Annotated in this window: 17 protein-coding genes and 2 tRNA genes; 9 read left to right on the forward strand and 10 right to left on the reverse strand. The window is 58.1% G+C overall.

Going from position 1 to position 18,037, the window contains the following annotated elements:
- Nucleotides 1-55: 55 nt before the first annotated feature.
- From J0X19_RS08695 to J0X19_RS08710, 4 genes are all read left to right on the forward strand, one after another.
- Nucleotides 56-127 (forward strand) — tRNA-Glu (locus tag J0X19_RS08695).
- A 104-nt stretch (nt 128-231) separates the two neighbouring features.
- Entirely contained in the window at nt 232-825 is a 594-nt protein-coding gene (locus J0X19_RS08700) for a Crp/Fnr family transcriptional regulator (RefSeq protein WP_206983904.1), read from the forward strand.
- A gap of 70 nt (nt 826-895) precedes the next feature.
- Complete coding sequence (locus J0X19_RS08705; RefSeq protein WP_206983906.1) at nt 896-1,261, forward strand: DUF4260 family protein; 366 nt, start codon at nt 896-898, stop codon at nt 1,259-1,261.
- Between the two features lie 149 nt (nt 1,262-1,410).
- Nucleotides 1,411-3,585: a bifunctional alpha,alpha-trehalose-phosphate synthase (UDP-forming)/trehalose-phosphatase gene (locus J0X19_RS08710; RefSeq protein ID WP_206983907.1), complete on the forward strand. Its 2,175-nt coding sequence runs from the start codon at nt 1,411-1,413 to the stop codon at nt 3,583-3,585.
- A gap of 85 nt (nt 3,586-3,670) precedes the next feature.
- Here the strand turns inward: J0X19_RS08710 and J0X19_RS08715 are convergent, their stop codons facing one another.
- Complete coding sequence (locus J0X19_RS08715; RefSeq protein WP_206983909.1) at nt 3,671-5,455, reverse strand: glycoside hydrolase family 15 protein; 1,785 nt, start codon at nt 5,453-5,455, stop codon at nt 3,671-3,673.
- Nucleotides 5,456-5,679: 224 nt separating this feature from the next.
- Between J0X19_RS08715 and J0X19_RS08720 the strand changes: the two genes are divergently transcribed.
- The 3 genes from J0X19_RS08720 (at nt 5,680) to J0X19_RS08730 (ending at nt 7,080) form a co-directional block, all read left to right on the forward strand.
- Nucleotides 5,680-6,408 carry a TVP38/TMEM64 family protein gene (locus J0X19_RS08720; protein ID WP_206983911.1) on the forward strand — a complete coding sequence of 243 codons (729 nt, stop codon included), beginning with the start codon at nt 5,680-5,682 and terminating at the stop codon, nt 6,406-6,408.
- Nucleotides 6,409-6,474: 66 nt separating this feature from the next.
- Nucleotides 6,475-6,546: transfer RNA gene (locus J0X19_RS08725), tRNA-Glu, on the forward strand.
- A 207-nt stretch (nt 6,547-6,753) separates the two neighbouring features.
- Nucleotides 6,754-7,080, forward strand: a complete 327-nt coding sequence (locus J0X19_RS08730; RefSeq protein ID WP_206983913.1) for a DMT family transporter — start codon at nt 6,754-6,756, stop codon at nt 7,078-7,080.
- On the opposite strand, the gene J0X19_RS08735 is transcribed toward J0X19_RS08730, so the two are convergent.
- Entirely contained in the window at nt 7,077-7,655 is a 579-nt protein-coding gene (locus tag J0X19_RS08735) for a Crp/Fnr family transcriptional regulator (protein WP_206983915.1), read from the reverse strand. The two genes, J0X19_RS08730 and J0X19_RS08735, sit on opposite strands and share 4 nt — an antisense overlap.
- 87 nt (nt 7,656-7,742) lie before the next feature.
- On the opposite strand from J0X19_RS08735, the gene J0X19_RS08740 reads away from it, so the two are divergent.
- Nucleotides 7,743-8,267, forward strand: coding sequence for a GNAT family N-acetyltransferase (locus J0X19_RS08740; RefSeq protein ID WP_206983919.1), 525 nt, complete (start codon nt 7,743-7,745; stop codon nt 8,265-8,267).
- Nucleotides 8,268-8,359: 92 nt separating this feature from the next.
- Here J0X19_RS08740 and J0X19_RS08745 read toward each other — a convergent pair whose 3' ends face one another.
- The 5 genes from J0X19_RS08745 to J0X19_RS08765 form a co-directional block, all read right to left on the reverse strand.
- Nucleotides 8,360-9,250: a helix-turn-helix domain-containing protein gene (locus tag J0X19_RS08745; RefSeq protein ID WP_206983922.1), complete on the reverse strand. Its 891-nt coding sequence runs from the start codon at nt 9,248-9,250 to the stop codon at nt 8,360-8,362.
- 471 nt (nt 9,251-9,721) lie between these two features.
- Nucleotides 9,722-10,216: a (R)-mandelonitrile lyase gene (locus tag J0X19_RS08750; RefSeq protein ID WP_206983923.1), complete on the reverse strand. Its 495-nt coding sequence runs from the start codon at nt 10,214-10,216 to the stop codon at nt 9,722-9,724.
- Between the two features lie 57 nt (nt 10,217-10,273).
- Nucleotides 10,274-10,846, reverse strand: coding sequence for a sugar O-acetyltransferase (locus J0X19_RS08755; RefSeq protein WP_206983925.1), 573 nt, complete (start codon nt 10,844-10,846; stop codon nt 10,274-10,276).
- Between the two features lie 39 nt (nt 10,847-10,885).
- Nucleotides 10,886-11,338, reverse strand: coding sequence for a putative quinol monooxygenase (locus tag J0X19_RS08760; RefSeq protein ID WP_206983927.1), 453 nt, complete (start codon nt 11,336-11,338; stop codon nt 10,886-10,888).
- A 65-nt stretch (nt 11,339-11,403) separates the two neighbouring features.
- Nucleotides 11,404-11,811 carry a (R)-mandelonitrile lyase gene (locus J0X19_RS08765; protein WP_206983929.1) on the reverse strand — a complete coding sequence of 136 codons (408 nt, stop codon included), beginning with the start codon at nt 11,809-11,811 and terminating at the stop codon, nt 11,404-11,406.
- A 467-nt stretch (nt 11,812-12,278) separates the two neighbouring features.
- On the opposite strand from J0X19_RS08765, the gene J0X19_RS08770 reads away from it, so the two are divergent.
- The gene (locus tag J0X19_RS08770) at nt 12,279-14,444 is read left to right on the forward strand and encodes a hypothetical protein (RefSeq protein WP_206983931.1); all 2,166 of its coding nucleotides are present in this window, start codon (nt 12,279-12,281) and stop codon (nt 14,442-14,444) included.
- A 144-nt stretch (nt 14,445-14,588) separates the two neighbouring features.
- Here the strand turns inward: J0X19_RS08770 and J0X19_RS08775 are convergent, their stop codons facing one another.
- From J0X19_RS08775 to J0X19_RS08785, 3 genes are all read right to left on the reverse strand, one after another.
- Nucleotides 14,589-14,978, reverse strand: a complete 390-nt coding sequence (locus tag J0X19_RS08775; protein ID WP_206983933.1) for a hypothetical protein — start codon at nt 14,976-14,978, stop codon at nt 14,589-14,591.
- A 222-nt stretch (nt 14,979-15,200) separates the two neighbouring features.
- Complete coding sequence (locus tag J0X19_RS08780; RefSeq protein ID WP_206983935.1) at nt 15,201-16,784, reverse strand: cyclic nucleotide-binding domain-containing protein; 1,584 nt, start codon at nt 16,782-16,784, stop codon at nt 15,201-15,203.
- A gap of 71 nt (nt 16,785-16,855) precedes the next feature.
- Nucleotides 16,856-17,782, reverse strand: coding sequence for a YitT family protein (locus J0X19_RS08785; protein WP_206983937.1), 927 nt, complete (start codon nt 17,780-17,782; stop codon nt 16,856-16,858).
- Between the last annotated feature and the right edge of the window lie 255 nt (nt 17,783-18,037).

Consider the following 18,037-nt stretch of genomic DNA (forward strand, 5'->3'; position numbering starts at 1 on the left):
TGTAAGAAGTGAACGTCTATCTTTGCACCACCAAAACAGAAAAGGCCGTTTATCTGGTCCGTTCGTCTAGGGGTTAGGACAGTAGATTTTCATTCTACCAACAGGGGTTCGATTCCCCTACGGACTACTAGCCTACTGTTTTGGCCTTGCATTGAAACCCGCTTATCAGACAGATGAGCGGGTTTTTTGTTTTTATCAGCTTGGTAAACAGGCAGCGTGTATCTTGCCTTCATGCATCCACTGCGGGCTTATATCCACCGTTTCGTTGCGCTTACCGATGCCGAATGGGCACCTTTGAGTGCCGGCTTGCAGGTGCGCCACCTTGCCCGGCGCGAACTATTTGTAACCCAGGGCCAGCCTAGCAGCACCATTGCGCTGCTGGTGGCCGGCGCCTGCCGGCTCTTCTATACCCGCCCCGACGGCGAAGAAAAAACCACCTACTTCTTTTTCGAGAACCATTTAATGGCTTCCTACCAGAGCTGCCTCACCGGCCAGCCCAGTGCTTTTGGCATTGAGGCCCTGGCTCCCACTGAGGTACTGGTATTTCCGTATGCCCTGCTTGCTGCGCTTTACGATGAATGGCCGGTGTACGAGCGGTTTGGGCGCTTGCTGGCTGAATACCATCTGCTGGGCACCGACGCCCGCCTGGCCGAGCTACTCCTGCTTAGCCCCGAACAACGTTACCGGGCCTTGCTGAGCAGCCACAAAACCAAGATTCTGGAACGGGTGCCGCAGCATTACATTGCCTCCTACCTCGGGGTAACGCCCGTGTCACTGAGCCGGATTCGGGCGCGGCTCTTGGAAGACGACGGACGTATTTCTTAGCATTTGTTAACGTTTTCCGCTGGCCTGGGTCCAGACCTTTGAGGTGTACTCTACAAGCACTTCAAACGTCATGAAAAACCTGTTGAAACTGGAAGAAGCTGCCGAAGCGGTGGTTGCCGTTGTTATTTTCAGTAAGCTGCCTTTTGCCTGGTGGTGGCTACCCGCCCTCTTCCTGGTGCCCGATTTGAGCATGCTGCTGTATCTAATAAGTGCTCGGGCCGGCGCGGCAGCCTACAACTTCATGCACCACAAAGCCCTGGCGTTGGGGGTGCTCCTGCTCGGCTGGTGGCTCGGGCAGCCGCTGTTGCTGCTGGCGGGTAGCGTGCTGCTTTTCCACGCCGCATTCGACCGGTTGCTGGGCTACGGCCTGAAGTATCCGTCGCACTTCCAGCACACGCATTTGGGTGCTATTCAGGAGCGGTGGGCTGGTCTCTGATGCAAGAGAAGCTGGGACGGCGCGGCACACTTATAGCGGGCCGAAGTAAGCTCAACCGTAGTGACTCACAGTTCGGGTAGGCTAAAAAAATAACGTCTATAGGCTGTTTTCTCTCGTAAACCCTTGGGTCTACTACTCGAAAACAGCTTATGTCTCGAACGATTATTGTCTCCAACCGACTTCCCACCAAGATACTACGCACCGAAAACACGCTTACGTTTCAGCCTAGCGAAGGAGGCTTGGCCACTGGCCTGGGCTCCATTTACCGCCAAGATGGCAACGTATGGGTGGGGTGGCCCGGCTTGTTTGTGGAAAGTGAAGAAGAGGAGCAGCACGTCCGCCAAGAGCTGGAAGCTGACAGCATGGCCCCTGTATTTCTGACCGAGGCCGAAATCCATGACTTTTACGAGGGTTTCAGCAACTCCACCCTCTGGCCTACTTTCCACTATTTCACGCAGTTTGCCACCTACGAGCAAAGCCACTGGGAGGCGTACGTAGCCGTAAACGAGAAATTCTGCCAGGCCGTGCTGGAAATGGCCGGCCCCGACGACACCATCTGGGTGCACGACTACCAGTTGCTGCTGCTGCCCGAAATGCTGCGCCGTGCCCGCCCCGACTGCACCATTGGCTTTTTCCTGCACATTCCCTTCCCTTCGCACGAGCTGATTCGGGTGCTGCCGTGGCGCAACGAGCTGCTGCAAGGGATGCTGGGCGCCGACCTCATTGGCTTCCATACCTATGGCTACATGCGGCATTTCTTGAGCGCCGTTTCGCAGCTCTTGGGTTTGAACTCGCAGAACGGGCAGCTCCAGACCCCAACCCGTACTGTACTGGTTGACGCCTTCCCGATGGGCATTGACTACGACCGATACGCCCAGGCGGCCGCCTCAGAAGCAGCCCTGGCGCACGAGGCCGAGTACCGGGAGGCCCTGCGTACCACCCGCGTCATCCTCTCTATCGACCGGCTCGATTACACCAAAGGCATTGCCCAGCGCTTGCGCGCTTTCGAGGTGCTGCTTCAGCGCTACCCCGAATGGGCCGAGCGCGTGAGTTTGATTATGGTGGTGGTGCCCTCCCGTGACCAAGTGGCGCAGTACGCATCCTTGAAAGAGGAAATTGACGAAATAGTGGGCCGCATTAATGCGCAGTACCGCACCATTTACTGGACGCCAATTCATTATTTCTACCGTTCCTTCCCGCTGGAAGAACTAGCCGCGCTCTACCGCATTGCCGAAGTAGCGCTGGTAACGCCCATGCGCGACGGAATGAACCTGGTAGCCAAAGAGTTTATTGCCAGCAAAGCCGACCAGCGGGGTGTACTCATTCTGAGCGAGCGGGCCGGTGCGGCGCGTGAGCTTTCCGATGCCCTCATCATCAACCCCACCGATACCGGCCAGTTGGCCGAAGCCATGCACGACGCGCTGGTGATGCCCGAGGAGGAGCAAATGCAACGTATGGCGGCCATGCAGGCGCTGGTGCAGCAGTACAACGTCTTTTCCTGGACCAAGCTGTTCATGGACCGGCTTTCGTATGCCAAAATCAAGCAGCTCACGCTGGCCACCGAAACCCTGGACACCAGCACAACCACTCAGCTGGTGACGGAGTATCAGGCGGCCGAGCGGCGGCTGTTGCTACTCGACTACGACGGCACGCTGGCGGGCTTCAACACCAATCCGCAGCGGGCCCGGCCCGACGAAGAAATGCTGCTGCTATTGCAGCGACTAGCCGAAAACCCTCGAAATCGGGTGGTAGTCATCAGTGGCCGCGACCGGACTACGCTGCAAAACTGGCTGGGGCACTTACCCATTGATTTCATTGCCGAGCACGGGGTATGGCTGCGGCGCGCCGGCGAAGAATGGACGCTGTTCCAGACCCTCCGCAACGACTGGAAAACCGAAATCCGGCCAATACTGGAACTGTACGTGAGCCGTACGGCAGGTTCGTTTATCGAAGACAAGGAGTATTCGTTGGTGTGGCACTACCGCCGCGCCGACGCCGAGCTAAGCGCCATGCGCGCCCGTGAGTTGGTCAGCCACCTTACTTTCCTGGCTTCTAACACCGATTTGCAGGTGATGGAAGGCAACAAGGTCATCGAAATCAAGAATGCAGGCATCAACAAGGGCACCGCAGCCTCGCGCTGGGTGGCCGAATACGAGCCCGACTTCATTGTAGCCATCGGCGACGACCGGACCGATGAGGACACGTTTGGAGCCATGCCCCCGGAGGCCTATACCATCAAAGTAGGCAGCGCCCCGCGCTCCTTGGCCCGCTTCCACGTACGCGGCACCACCGACGTGCGGCAGTTGCTACGGAAGCTGCTGTAAGAACTTCGTTTTTCGGTGTTGGTTTTTCGTTTTTCGCTTCTGGTCATAATCAAAGGCAAAAAACGAAAAACCAACACCGAAAAACTTAAACGAAGTTCGGGCGGTCCAGCTTTTTGGCAATGCGGTAGGCGGCATTTACCAAGCCCACATGGCTATAAGCCTGCGGAAAGTTGCCCCATTGCGAGCCGGTTTTGGCATCTACGTCTTCCGAAAGCAAGCCCAGGTGGTTGGTGTAGGTGATGAGCTTCTCGAACTCCCGGATGGCATCGTCGAGGCGGCCGACGCAGGCCAGGGTTTCCACGTACCAGAAAGAGCAGATGAGGAACGTGGTTTCGGGCGTGCCGAAGTCGTCGGCGTGGCGGTAACGGTAGAACAGGCCTTCGGGGGTCATCAGGTCTTTCTCCAGGGCCTCCAGGTGGCGGTGGGCCCGCTCACTGGTGGGGTCGAGGTAGCCCATCATGATGAGCTGCAAGGTGCTGGCATCAAGGTGCGGCGAGCCGATGGCATTGGCGTAGGCCTGGTGTTCTTCACTGAAGCACCGTTCAATCCGTTCTTCGGCCTGCTTCATCAAATCAGTAGCCAGCGCCTCCATATCGGCGTTGCCGAGGGAGTGCGCCACTTTGCGCGCGGCGTTGCTGCCGGCCCAATGGAACAGGTAAGTGTAGCAATGGTACTGCGCAATATGCCGGAACTCCCACAAACCCGCGTCGGGCTGGTCCATAGTGGTCTGGATCATGTGCAGGGCCTCGTACACCAGTTTGCTGGGGTTGGTGCGCTCGGGGTCGATGAAGCGGCAGTCCACGTAGAGCGGCAGCAGCGCCACCAGCACCTGCCCGTACACGTCGTTCTGGATGTGGGTGTAGGCATCGTTGCCGATGCGCACCGGCTGGTTGCCAAGGTAGCCTTTCAGCGGCAGCTCGATTTCGGTAAGCTCGGAGGCCCCGCTGATGCCGTACAGCGGCTGGTATTTGCCCACCACTTTGGTGGAAATGTTGGCGATGTAGTGGAAATACCGCTCCATCTCCTCGAAGTGGCCGATGTTGTTGAAGGCCGTGAGCGTATAGTACGTGTCGCGCATCCAGCAGAAGCGGTAGTCCCAGTTGCGGGTGCTGCCGGGGGCTTCGGGCAAGCTGGTAGTGCTGGCCGCAATAATAGCCCCGGTATCCTCGTACTGGTGCATTTTCAGGGCCAGCGCCGACCGGATAACGGCATTCTGGTGGAAGTTGCTGATGCTGGTGCTTTTCACCCACTTGCGCCAGTAGTCTTTGGTGCTGCGCAAAAACCGCTCGGCCGTGCTTTCCAGGGCGGCTTCCAGCGGCGCGCCGTAGGTGAGCACCAGGTAGCGCGGCTGGTTGAGCACGAAGTCCTCGTCTTCCAGAATGTAGGTCAGCGGAATATCGGTGGTGAGGCGGATTTCTTCATTGAGCCCCAGATAAGCAATGTGGTTGGAGCTGCGGCGGCGGGTGAGCTGCTTCTCCCCGTATTCGCCCACCGGGTTGCAGGTCACGCGCACGCGGGGCGTGCCGCTGAGCGGCTCCAGCTTCCGGATAATCATCAGGGGCTTGTAGTACCGCTCGTGCTGCTCGAAGCGCGGCGCGAAGTCCGTAACGCGGTAGCGCCCGTCCTCGTTCTCGATTTCGGTGCACAGCACGTTGGTGTTGGTCTGGTAGTACTGGTGCGTTTCGAAAGGGCTTCCCGCCGCGGGCCGGACACTGAACTCGCCACCTTTTTCGGTGTCGAGCAGGTCGCCGAACACAAAGCTGCTATCAAAGCGCGGCCAGCAAAGCCAGGCCACGGAGGTATCCTTGCGAATGAGGGCGAGGTAGGCGCAGTTGCCAATCAGGCCCATGTCGTAGGTGTGCTTAATCATCAGGGAGAGGTTAAGGAGAGTGGGAAATGGTGCGCTTGCCAAGTGCTGATTGTGAGGCCCGTATTGCGCCACTGGCGCGGCTGGCCACTCACACCCGCCTCCTTACAAGCTCACCATCTCACCCTTAGTACCCCGTCCGGGCCGTTGGGGTTGTGTTGACCTTCCTGATAGAAGCTACGTAAAGGGGCCTTTCGCGCTTTTGCGTGCTCGTTTCCGACTTTACCATGCCTATACCTTCATCTGCTGCTACCGTAACTTCCGCTTCCGCCACACGTTCGGCCAACCATCTGCCCCTGTACCTGTCGTTGGGGTTGATAGGGGCGCTGGTGGCTACTTATTTCCTGTGGCCTGCTTTTCAAAGTACTGCGCAGGAAGGGTTTGCGGTGCTAAAAAGCGGCGAGCAGCAACGGATTGCCGCCTGGATGCACCAATTCGGGTATTGGGGCCCGGTGGTAGTGGTGCTGCTGATGGTGGTGCAGATGTTTTTGTTCGTGGTGAACGTGGTGGCACTGATTCTGGTGGCCATACTAGCCTACGGGCCGTGGTGGGGCTCTTTGGTGGCGTTGGTGGGTATCATCGTCGCTTCTACGGTGGGCTACGGGCTGGGGCATGCCCTCGGCGAGTCGTTTGTACGCAAGGTACTAGGCGAGAAATCCGAGCAGAAGGTGCTCGACATTGTGCAGCGTTACGGGGTGTGGGCCGTGGTTATTGCCCGCCTCTCCCCCGCCCTCTCCGACGATGCCATCAGCTTTGTGGCGGGGGTGGCCCGCATGGGATATTGGAAATTTATGGGGGCTACCGTGGCGGGCACAATTCCTTTAATTGCCCTGCTGGCTTACCTCGGCGAGGAAAGCAACCGCCTGAAAACCGGCCTTCTATGGGTTTCGGGCGTGAGCCTGCTGCTGTTCGGCGGATATGTGTGGTGGGACCAGCGCCGACAAAAATCACAGTAAATCTATGCTACGGACTTGCAGAGTAAGTTTTTCATGTCTTATCTTTGCAGCACCAAAACGAAACACGGTCCGTTCGTCTAGGGGTTAGGACAGTAGATTTTCATTCTACCAACAGGGGTTCGATTCCCCTACGGACTACTACAACAGCAAGAAGCGCCCTGCAAACCACGTGTTTACAGGGCGCTTTTGCGTTCAGCCAATTCTACATTGGCGGCATTTAAAGGCGCAACAGCAGCTAGGCTAGTTATCAGGCGGGGCCGCCGGTGGGCGTGTCGTTTTTAACATTGGTAAAAAGAAACGGGTGGACTGTGGCGGACCTTTGCCCTTCACTTAGTTCTTTTTGCCATGCAGTGGTTGTTTCTTGTTCTGGCTGGGTTGGCCGAAGTTGCGTTTGCCTACTGCCTGGGCAAAGCCAAGCTTACCGCGGGCCCCGAGTCTGTTGGGTGGTACGTGGCTTTCACAAGCTTTGCGGCCCTGAGTTTTTACTTGCTCAACAGCAGCTTAGTGTACGTGCCGCTGGGCACCGCCTACGCCGTCTGGACTGGCATTGGGGCCGTTGGGACGGCCATATTGGGCGTGGTTGCGTTTGGCGACCCACTAACCGGGCCGCGCTTGTTTTTCCTTGTCACTCTCATTGGCTCGGTGCTGGGGTTGAAAGCGGTGTCGCACTAAGGGCGGGGCGCTTTCCGTAGTTGGGCCCGTACGCGGCTCAGCGTGACTTGCGTGATGCCTAGATAAGACGCAATGTGCCCTAGCGCCACGCGCTGCAACAGTTCGGGCCGCTGCTGCAACAAGTCGGTGTAGCGCTCCGCCGCGGTGCGAAACTGCCGGGCAATGAGTTGCTGCTCGGTCTGGAGCCACACCCGCTCCACCATCACCCGCCCCCAGTTAGCCAAGTGCACGTCCGATGCGTACAGTTGCTGGAGCGCCTGCATATCAAGCTGAAACAAGCCGCTGTCTTCTAGCAGCTCAATGGTTTCGTAGCTCACGGCCTGTTCAGTGTACCCACGAATGGAGGCCAGAACTGCCCCTTCAGCGGAAAACCAGAACGTTACTTCTTGGTCGGCGCGCTGGGCGTAGGCGCGGGCCAGGCCGTGCTGCAACACGTAAATGGAATGGGCGAGTTGGTCGTCCCGAAACAAGAGCGTGCCTTTCGGCAATTCCACGTACTTGGCCAACGTCAGCATCTTGTCGAGCGAGGCGGCCGGCAACGGATACGTGGTTTGCAGAATTTCCGACAGAGTCATGCGCAGGTGCTGCGGCCTTGCATATCGGCCGCAACAGCCGCAAGCTAATCACGCCGTGCCTTTCACCTATAAACCCGTCACATTCACATGCATCCTATTACCATCAGGCAAGCAACTTCGCAGGACCTCGACGTACTGCAACAAATTGGCCGGCAGACGTTCCGGGAAACTTTTTCAGCCACCAATTCTGCGGAAAACATGAAGCGGTATCTGGAGGAAGGTTTCTCTGGGGAGAAGCTGTTGGCAGAACTGCAAAATCCGCACTCAACCTTCTATTTCGCCGAGCTGGCAGGCACCGTCATTGGGTATCTGAAAGTAAACACGGGGCCGGCCCAAACTGAGGCTCAGAGCGTTTCGGCCTTGGAAATCGAACGTATCTATGTGTTGCAAGCTTACCACGGCCAGCAGATAGGCCAAGTGCTATACAACCAAGCCATGCAGCTTGCCGTGCAGGCCAATGCCGATTACGTGTGGCTGGGAGTGTGGGAAGAAAACCCCAGAGCCATCCGTTTCTACCAGAAAAACGGCTTCGTGGCGTTTGATAAGCACGTATTCATGCTAGGTGACGACGCACAAACCGATATTCTCATGAAACTCCCTTTGGTAAGTTAAGGCTGCTCGTTAACTGCTTTGGGTAGGCCCGCCGCGGCAATTCTCTTCACGCCATAAACCCGCTTCTTCGGTGAGCTGCCGCGCCCTGCGTGTTACGCCACGGGCACATGCTCCCGGCGGAAAGTGAGCGGTGTGGTGCTGGTGTGCTTCTTGAAGAAATTGTTGAAGTACGTGGGGTACTCGAAGCCCAGGCTGTAGGCAATTTCGCCCACCGTCCAGTCGGTGTGGGCCAGCAGCAGTTTGGCTTCCGTTACCAGCCGCTCGTTGATGTGGGCGGTGGTGGATTTGCCTGTTACCTCCTTCACCATGGCGTTCAGGTGATTGACGTGAATAGCCATCCGCTCGGCGTAGTTGCTGGCCGACTTTAGCACCGGCTCGCGTAGCTGCGCCGTAACGGGAAACTGCACTTCCAGCAGATTCAAAAACAACGACGTAATGCGTTCCGCTGCGTTGGCAGGCGCGTGCTGGGCCGTGGCGGGTTGCAGGCGGGCCGCTTCGTGAATGATGATGGAGAGTTGATTGCGCAGCAAATCGTCTTTGTGGGCGTAATCCGACTCCAGGTCGCGCCGCATCCGCGTGAAGGCGTCGGTGAAATAGCGCACCTGCTCCGGGTCGAGGAAGTAGACGGGGTTGCCTTCCACCTTGTAAAGCACCGTATCCTTCAGGCTAACGCCCCGCATAGCCGAGTGCAGAAACGACTCGGAGAAGCAGCACAAATACCCGTGTTGTTCGCCAGCCCCTTCTATTACCTCCCAGGCGTACGGAATCAGGCGGTTGGTGAACACCAGCGCGGGCTGCTTAACGGCGTAGCTACGGGTGGTGTAGTGCAGTTCGTTGGCGCCTTCTACCACCAGCACCACCTTAAACAGGTCCCGGCGGTCGAAGTTGCCCATTCCGCACCGCGCTTCCAGCATGGTCATTACCTCGACGTCGCCGTTGGCAAACACCGGGGGCGGCTGGAAAAACGTGCGAGAATTGGTCATTGGGTTGCTCAGGGCTTTTGCCAGCAACCGCTGCTGCTGTAGCCCTACAACAGACGCGGGAAGCTCAGGTTTTGTTGCAGCCATACAAGTAGTTACCATGGTAGTTCCGGCGCGGCCACCAAGCCTGCCAGGTGCAACGCCTTCGGGCCGGCATTCAGCCTGCGCGGCCGTGCCAGCCTGGTGGCATGGTTGACATCGTAATTGCGGGTGGAGCTGAAGGGTAAGCAGATTTCCTGTGGTTTGGCCGCCACCCGTTACCAGCGCGTGCCCCACTGTGAAGCCGCACCCGAGCACAGCCAACGCTTGCCTCCTCGCGGGCAAAGGCCAGCGCCGTGGCCCGACCAATACTGGTGCCCGCCCCAATGATAAACTGGTTTTACCAGCGCATTACCCCATTTGATTCGATGCCATATTTCTGTAAGACAAGGTGATTTTAGGGGAATAATGCGGTGGTTACGTCTCGGGCTGGGCTTACTTGTAGCTGCTGTATTCTTGGTTGGTAACGGGCCGGCCCCATGCCACTAGGCCCTTTTCGGTGTTGACGTTGAGCGCAATGTGGGTCATGCTTTGCTTGGGCGAGGCCCCGTGCCAGTGCTCTACGCCGGGCTGGGCTTTCACCACGTCGCCTTTGCGCAGCAGCCGGATGGGCTGGCCTTTCTCCTGGTAGTAGCCTACGCCATCCGTCACCATCAGAATTTGGCCGGCGGCGTGGGTGTGCCAGTTCGAGCGGGCGCCCGGCGCAAACGTGACGTTGCTACTCGCGCAGTTGAAGGTGGGCTCATCTTTCACCAGCGTGTACACGTGCACCTCACCAGTGAAATTAGCGGCCGGGGCGCGGTTGCCCTTCGGGAAGATGGTGCCCGGTGCCGCAGCAGGTTTGGCGGCGGGCGCCGTTGAGTTGGTTTGGGCGAAGTTCACTAAACCGAGGCTGCCAACCAGAGCGGCAGTTACCGCAATACGTTTCATAGCTATGCGCATTACAGAGAAAAGGATACGTGCAACGACGGCAGCAGCCAGCAGCTTCTAAAGCTGCTTAACCACCCGCGCCGGTACGCCCGCCACTATAGTATTGGCAGCCACGTCTTTGGTCACAACGGCGCCGGCTCCCACAATGGCGTTTTCGCCGATGGTGACACCCGGCATCACCGTCACGTTGGCCCCCAGCCACGCCCCCTGCTTCACCACAATGGGCTTGGAAATGGTGCTGCGGCGCTGCCCAGGCTCGGTGGGGTGGTTGGACGTAATAAGGTTCACCTTGGGCCCAATCAGCACGTTGTCTTCCAGCGTGATACCGCCCCGGTCCATGAAGGTGCAGGCGTGGTTCACAAACACATTCCGGCCAAGCTGGATGTTGTGGCCAAAATCGGTGTAGAAGGGCGGAATCAAGAAAAAGGTAGCGTCTACGGGCTTGTTGATCAACTCGCTGAACACGCGGTTGACCTGCTCGTTGTCGTCTACTTGCATGGCGTTCAGCACCGAGGTGAGGCGGATAGCCTTGCGGATGACGGCGTAAATCTGGGGGTAGTCGGGGTCGTCGAGGGATATAACCTCGCCGGCCAACTCCCGCTCGAAGATGGTTCGGGGTTGGATTTCCATAGGATGAGGTAGTGAGCCGCTACGGTAAGGCAGCAATGGCTACTTCACGGGCACGTTCGGCAGCAGCGGCTCGGTTTCGGTGAGTTCCAATGACTTCACCATGCTCGTGGTGCCGTTCTTGTACTTTAGAAAATGAGGCGTTTTCAGGTGTGCCTGGTAGTCGGCTTGGCTGGCATATATTTCCAGAATGGTGATGCGCGTAGGATGCGCCTTATCAGCAACGGCATAGAGCGTCAGCACGCCCGGCTCCACCCGCAACGATGCTTCAATTTCTTCCTTCAGCGCCGCTCGGTAGCGTGGCAGCTGTTCCGGGTGTATTTCCAATTTGGCCAGCCGCACGAGTTTGGTATCGGTTTGGGCAGTGGCCGGCTTACCCGCTAGCAGCAGCGCAACCACCCCACCTAGCACCGCAATACCACGCCGAAAGCGCGAGGTTGACGTAGCACCAAGAACGGCAGTAGTTACAGGTGGGGTGATTAAGTGGGTGCGCATAGTGTTCAGATGCATTTTCTGGTTGTTCTTAATGCCCTTGCCAGTTCGGCCCGAGCGGTTGCGCGTTACTCGTGCGCCGCACGGTACTGTTCGTCCGTGACGGGTTCCAGCCAGTTGGCGGCTCCTTGACCAACGTTGGGGTTGATAGCCAGGTGGGTGAAAATGCTGTCGGCGGTGGCCCCGTGCCAATGCACAACATTAGGTGCAATACTTACCGTGTCGCCGGCCCGCAGCCGCTGGGCTGGCTCACCTTTTTCCTGGTAATAGCCTGCTCCTGCCGTCACTACCAGCAGTTGGCCGGCGGGGTGTGAGTGCCAGTTGTTGCGCGCGCCCGGCTCAAAAGTCACGTCGGCCACGGTGCAGTCGGTGGGGTTGTTTCCAGCCAGCATGGTTACCCAAACTGTCCCAATAAAATTCTCAGCCGGACCGCGCTTGGTACTGGCCGGAGCTGGGGAAATGGTTGAAGTACTCATAAAACAGATTCGAGAGGAAAAGGATGAAACCAGCCGCCGCAGTAGAGCTCAGTTGTTTACGCAGGATTGGTGACGCCGGCTACGTAGGGGCGCGTTGCTTGCCATCCACGCTGCACTACACCACAAAGGTCCCCTGCCCCGTTGCGAATCAGGTAACGACAATCAAAGCAACTAGTAATGATTTCAAATAATGGCCACCATTCGGAGTCCAGCCAGCAAGCGTGCAGTCATAGCTTCATCAGATGGTCGGCATCGTCTTTTCTATCCTTGAGCACCAGAGCCATACACACTGCTGGTACTTAGCATACACGGGCGTAAGGCTGGCGCCATACCCTTCAGCTTAAGTAAGAAAAGTGCATTTTCTGCGTCGGGTGCAACGCCTCAATTGCTAACTTTACGCCCTCAGAGTACCCGGTGAGTGGTGTGGCCGGTACTATTTCTGCATGTCCTCTGACGCTGTTTGCTCCGTGCGCTTTCCTTCTGGCTTTCGTTTTCAGGTTTGTTTTGCAGTACTGCTGCTGGGTTTCGTACTAACCAACTTCCGGGCGGAAGCGCAAGTCGGGCCGCTGTTGCGGGAGTTGGTGCTTCGCACCGATACCACCTTTTATCAGCTGAGCCGCAACACCATAGCCGTGCAGGGCGAGCAGCACCTGTATTTCTATTATCGGCAGGAAGACGAAACCGCCGAGCTGGAAGTTTATCCGCTGAATTTCAACACCAGCCGGCCCGTGCGCATCGTACGGTCCGCCGATTTTCTGCTGCTCGACTCGCTGACGCCGGTACCAAACAAGCCGTTTTACCGGGCCAAAATCAAGTTCAAGGAGCTGACTGCCACCCGCTTCCTGCGCCTCACCTTCAGCCAGCCCGCCGACTCGGTGGGCAGCGCACCGCTCACGCAGAGCGTCAACCTGCTGCCCGTTACGCGTACCACCCTGGAGCTGCGCCCCGGCGACACCGAGCTGTTTGTGGGCGAAGAGAAAGTGTTCGAGCTCAGCAGCAACAACCTCAAGAACATTCGCACCACCGCCGACTGGACCAAGGGCCGCGACATCGACTACCGCATTACGCAGGAAAAAGGCGGGCTGCGCCTGCACGTGCTGCCCAATGCCCTGGGCACCCGCCTGCTGACGGTGCAGGCCCAAACCGAACGGCCCTTCCTCACCGACAACAACCGCCGGGTGAGCTACTCACTGCCGCCCATCCGGCAGGAATTTTCGGTGAAGGCGTCGCGGCTGCGCTTCCTGAGCGTTGATAAAAAGGAAATTACCATTGATGACTTGTCGCGGCGCAAAGGCGTGGAGCTGATTCTCGACAACGGCCGCACCTTCGACCTGAAGCGCACCTACCGCATTGAGGAACAGGAAGAAGCCGGCGGCACGCTGATTGCCGAGCTGTTTACGCGCCAATACCTGACCAACGACCGGGTGCTGTGCTGGCTGCGCGTGTACAACACCCACCGCCAAACCGACAGCTACCTCTACATCAAGGAAAACGACCAGGCCAAGTACATCACCAACTTCAACATCTCGCCCAAAACCACCATTAATGCCGTGAGCGTGCGGCACCGGGGCGGCGACTGGACCAACAGCACCAACGTAAACCCCGGCGAAACGGTGGACGTGCGGCTGGAAGGTGAATCGTTGGCGCGGGCCCGTTTCCACTTCGAGGATGTGCAGATTATTCCGTCCGATTCCAGTATCCGGACCGATGCCGCCGTGGTGTACCGCGTGCAGGTGCCCATCACCGTGGACAAGCGCCGCATTACCATCTTCAACAACGGGCAACCCACCGGCCAAAGCCTGGCGGTACGGGAGTTTCAGCGCCCCCATCCGCTTGATTTTGTGGGCGTAACGTTCGGGGAGTCGCCGCGGCCTATTACGCGCTTCAACGGGCCGGTGCTCTACGACCGGACGGTGAGCGACGTGGTGTTCAGCTTCAATACGGCCGGTATCGACTCGGATAAGCAGCTCTACGGCAAGCAGTACCTGAGCTTCGACATCCGCACGCAAAACGCGCGGGGCGAGCTGATTGAGATGCGCACCGTGGATAACATTGTAGTGTGCCCCGACGAGAATTCGGTGCGGGCGGCTTTCTACCAGGACAAACAGTGCCAAGTAGGCAACATCAGCCTCAATAGCCTCCTCTCGGCCCGCAAAACCTACGCCCTCGACGACTGGAGCACGATTATTATCACGGTGCGGCACAACCAGGCGCAGTACCAGGAGGCCGGTTTCACCCAGAAGCTGGAACTGGTGCTGCAGCGCCGCGTGAAGTTCGACATCGACATCAGCTTCCCCGGCGGCTTGCTCACCAAGTACAAAGGGGAGTCGAGCTTTACCTCGTTTGGCGGTATTTCGTTGGCCACGCTGGCGCAATTCAGCTTCTACCACCCCACCAAAATTAACAAGCTGCGGCCCTATAAAGTGGGCGCGGGCTTCGTGGCCCTGAATGCCTTCAACCTCAGCCAGGATGCCAACGTGAACCGCGACCTGGGCATTGTGGTGCTGGGCTCGGTCTACCCAACCCGCTCCGACGCCAAGCTCACGTTCCCGCTCTACCTCGGCGGCGGTTACCTCATGAATAAAAAGTCCTTGTTCTTCCTCTTCGGGCCAGGCATCGGTATCAGGCTGTAACCGGCACCACCCGCTGGCGTTGCGGGCTGTTTGCATGCATAGGTTTCTAGCAGCTTACCAAGGCTAACAAAAAACGACCCGCTCATAAGTGAGCGGGTCGTTTTTATTGCACTACTACGTTTAGTAGCGCAAAGGAATTACAGCTTAGCGAGTGGTCGTGCCGCTCGTGGTACCCGACGTAGTGGTGCCTACCGTAGTGCCGGTGGTAGTAGAGCCACTAGTGGTACCGGTAGTCGTGGTACCGGCCGTAGTGCCCATGGTGGTCGTACCCGTAGTAGTCGTGCTGCTTGTAGTGCCGGTGGTGGTACCATCGGTAGTGCCCGACGTGGTGGTACCTACCGTGGTGCCGGTGGTAGTGGAGCCGCTAGTAGTACCATCCATGGTGCCGGTGGTGGTAGTGCCCGTGTCAGTGCCTGAAGTAGAGCCGGCGGGCGTGTCGGTGCTTGTGCTTGTGCACGCCGAGAGAGCAACACCAGCACTGAAAAGAAGCGCAGCTACACGAATGGTCCAGGCAGAATTCTTGGTCTGTTTCATAGGGTCAGATTGTATTGGTGAGATGGGGCACGAAGGTCGTGCCCCTAGGATCGTGAGGCTTTTACGCATCTGACTTTATATAGGCTGAAAAATATCCTGGAATAAATACGTAATTATTTCAAGCCACTCGTATAAATACGTATAGGCCCAGCTTGCAAAATCGATTTATCAACTACATAAGATACTAATAGTCAATATTTTATATCTATTTTCTGTAAACACCTACAAGCACTGCGCTACTGCCACCAACGACTGCTCGTTTTGCCGCCGCAACCGCTGACAAAGAGCTTTCATGATGGTGTGTAGCACCTCCGGGCGTGCTGCCAGCACGTTGTAAAAGTCTTCCTGATCCAGCCGAAAGGCAACCGTTGGCGTGCACGCAATAGCCGTAGCAGAGCGTGGTTCGGCATCGAGCAACGCTAATTCCCCGAAAAAGTCGCCCTTATTGAAAGAGGCCAGCTGCCGCGAATCATTGAAAATAGCTACTTCCCCCTCCCCGATTACAAACAAGGAAGCTTCCAGCGCGCCCTTGGCAAATATTTCCTGGTTGGGCTGAAACCGCACTTCCCTAACAACCGGCACGATGTCAGCCAGCACATTCTCGGGGGTTTCGCTGAACAGCGGGGTGGCTTTCAGCAAGAGTACCCGTTCCCGCACCGATACCTCACCACCTAACGGCCCCGGCGAAGCCGCCAGCAGGTCGGTTATGCCGGGGTGGGCGGCAAGCAACTGGTCGTAGGCGGCGGGGCGTTGCACGGGCAAGCGGCGCAGCACTTCCCACGCCCCTTCCCGAACCAGCGCGTTCGAGGCCAGCAGGTGGGGGTACAGCAAGCCCACAGTGGCTGGTTGCGGGTGCCACTGCCGCAGCGCCACGTTGATAGTCCAGGCGGAAAAGGCCTGCAACCCACCCCGAACAACCAGAGTTTGCACGGATTCGGTGGGTACCAATGGCCCCAGCAAATCATCGAGCACCTGGGCGCGGTGCCGTATTCGGCCTTCGCCGAGCAGCGCGTGCAGCCCTTGGTAGAGCGGGCGCGGCAGCAGGTTTTCCAACGCCTGCCAGGGGCTGGCCTGCCGTTCGTTGGCAAAGTGGGCCACGCTCCGCTGCACATCAAGCAAGGGCTGCCGCTCATATAGTTGCAGCAGCAGCCCGAACAGCCGTTGCAAGTTCCGGCGCAGCTCGTAGCGCAGGGCATCTTGCCAGTCGGGAACTGCGTCAACCATGCCGTGCAGGAGCTGCTGGGCCAAGCGCAGCTCTTTCTCTACCACCCGCTGAAACAACGGGGCATCGGCTGGCACGGCGGCCAAATTGCTCAGCGCCCGTAAGGCCGCCGCCCGCCCCAGCAGATTTTGCGCCTGCACCACGGCTATCAGGGCTTGCCGGGCAGCGGGACTGCCTAGTTGGGCGCACACCTGGGCCAGGCGCTGGGCCGGCAGCTCGTCGGTTGCCAGCAGGAGGCCTTCTTGCAAAGCCGGCAGCACCCCGTCGCCGAGAGCTACCAGCGTGTTGGTGGCCGTAGTACGGGTTGCTTTTTCGTGGAGCGAGGCAATGTGCTGCGCAATCAGGACAGGGTCGGGCGGTGCCGGCGCAGCCTCTTCCGGCGGAAAGTCACCGGTTTGTTGGCCTGCTCCGCGCGGTTCCGCCACGCTCGGTTTCAAGTCTTTAGTTAAGCTTGGGTTGGAGGCCAGGTACCGGAGCCAGGCCAGCACGCCCGTTATCAGCACGGCGGCTCCAACCAGCAGCGCCCACCACGGCACGCCCAGCACGCTACGCATTGCCCACCATCCTGCCGTTACCTTGTTCATAGCTGCTAGTAGAAAACGGGTGATGCGGTTGCCGGCCCGCCGCGCCAGTGACAAGCAACGGGCGGTAACCGTTAGTGCAGGGCGCGCTTTTTGATGAGGCCGCCTTTCATATCAGTAATGCTTTGGGTGAACACGAAAGCGTGCGGGTCGAGCTTGCGCACCTCGTCGGTCAGGTTCACCACTTCCAGCCGCGTGATAATGGTAAACACCGCCTCTATTTTCAGATGCTGGTGCCCGTGTGAGCCGTAGCCCTGCGTGCATTCATACACGGTGGCCCCGCGGTGCAGCTTATCGGTTATCAGCTGCCGAATTTCCGTGCTATGGAAGGAAATGATAGTCAGGCCGGTGTACTCCTCGATGCCCACCAGAATAAAGTCCACGGTTTTGGCCGCCGACAGGTACGCCAGAATGGAATACAGCGCCGTTTCGATGGACAGCAGCCACGCCGCCACGCCAAAAATCATGATATTGATAATCAGCACAATATCCCCGATGGAAGCCGGCATCTTTCGGCTCAGGTACACGGCCAGGATTTCGGTACCATCGAGCACGCCCCCGCCCCGCATGGTCAGCCCCATGCCCGCGCCCAGGAAAAAGCCCCCGAACACAGCAATCAGCAGCTTATCCTGGGTGAGCGGCGGGAAGGAAACCACCAGCAAGGCCCCCGCCAGCGCCAGGATGGTAAGCAGGGTTTTGAGGGCAAATTTGCGTCCTAGCTGGTAGTATCCCAGCACAATGAACGGGATGTTAATCACCAGAATCAGCGCCGACAACGACAAACCCGTGAGCTGGCTAATCATCAGGGCAATGCCGGTTACGCCCCCGTCAATAAACTCGTTGGGCAGTAGAAAGCCCTTGAGCCCCAACGACGCCGAAAACACGCCCGCCGTCAGCAACACGCCCTGCAACGCCATTTTTAGTAGTTCGCGCCGGGTGTAGGCGGCCGCCAAGGCAGTGGCTCGTCCGGTCCAGTATTTCACCCCAACCCGTGTTTCCATAGCCCAAACTGATAGGTATCAACCGCAACAGCCCTACCACTACACCGTGCCGGGCTACATATTCCACTTGCTACAACCTGCGCCGCCAACCGCCAACAACTTGATAGCCGGACTAGCAGCCTCTAAAACCACGTACCGCTGGCCTAACACCCTCTTGCAGTGCCCTCCGGACAGCCACTCACAAATAGTACTGAGCGGATAATATTAATGCTTTTTCTGATATTAAAAAATACTAATATTTTCCACTTCTAGCAG

It is taken from the genome of Hymenobacter telluris (genome assembly GCF_017313265.1).
GTDB lineage: Bacteria > Bacteroidota > Bacteroidia > Cytophagales > Hymenobacteraceae > Hymenobacter > Hymenobacter telluris.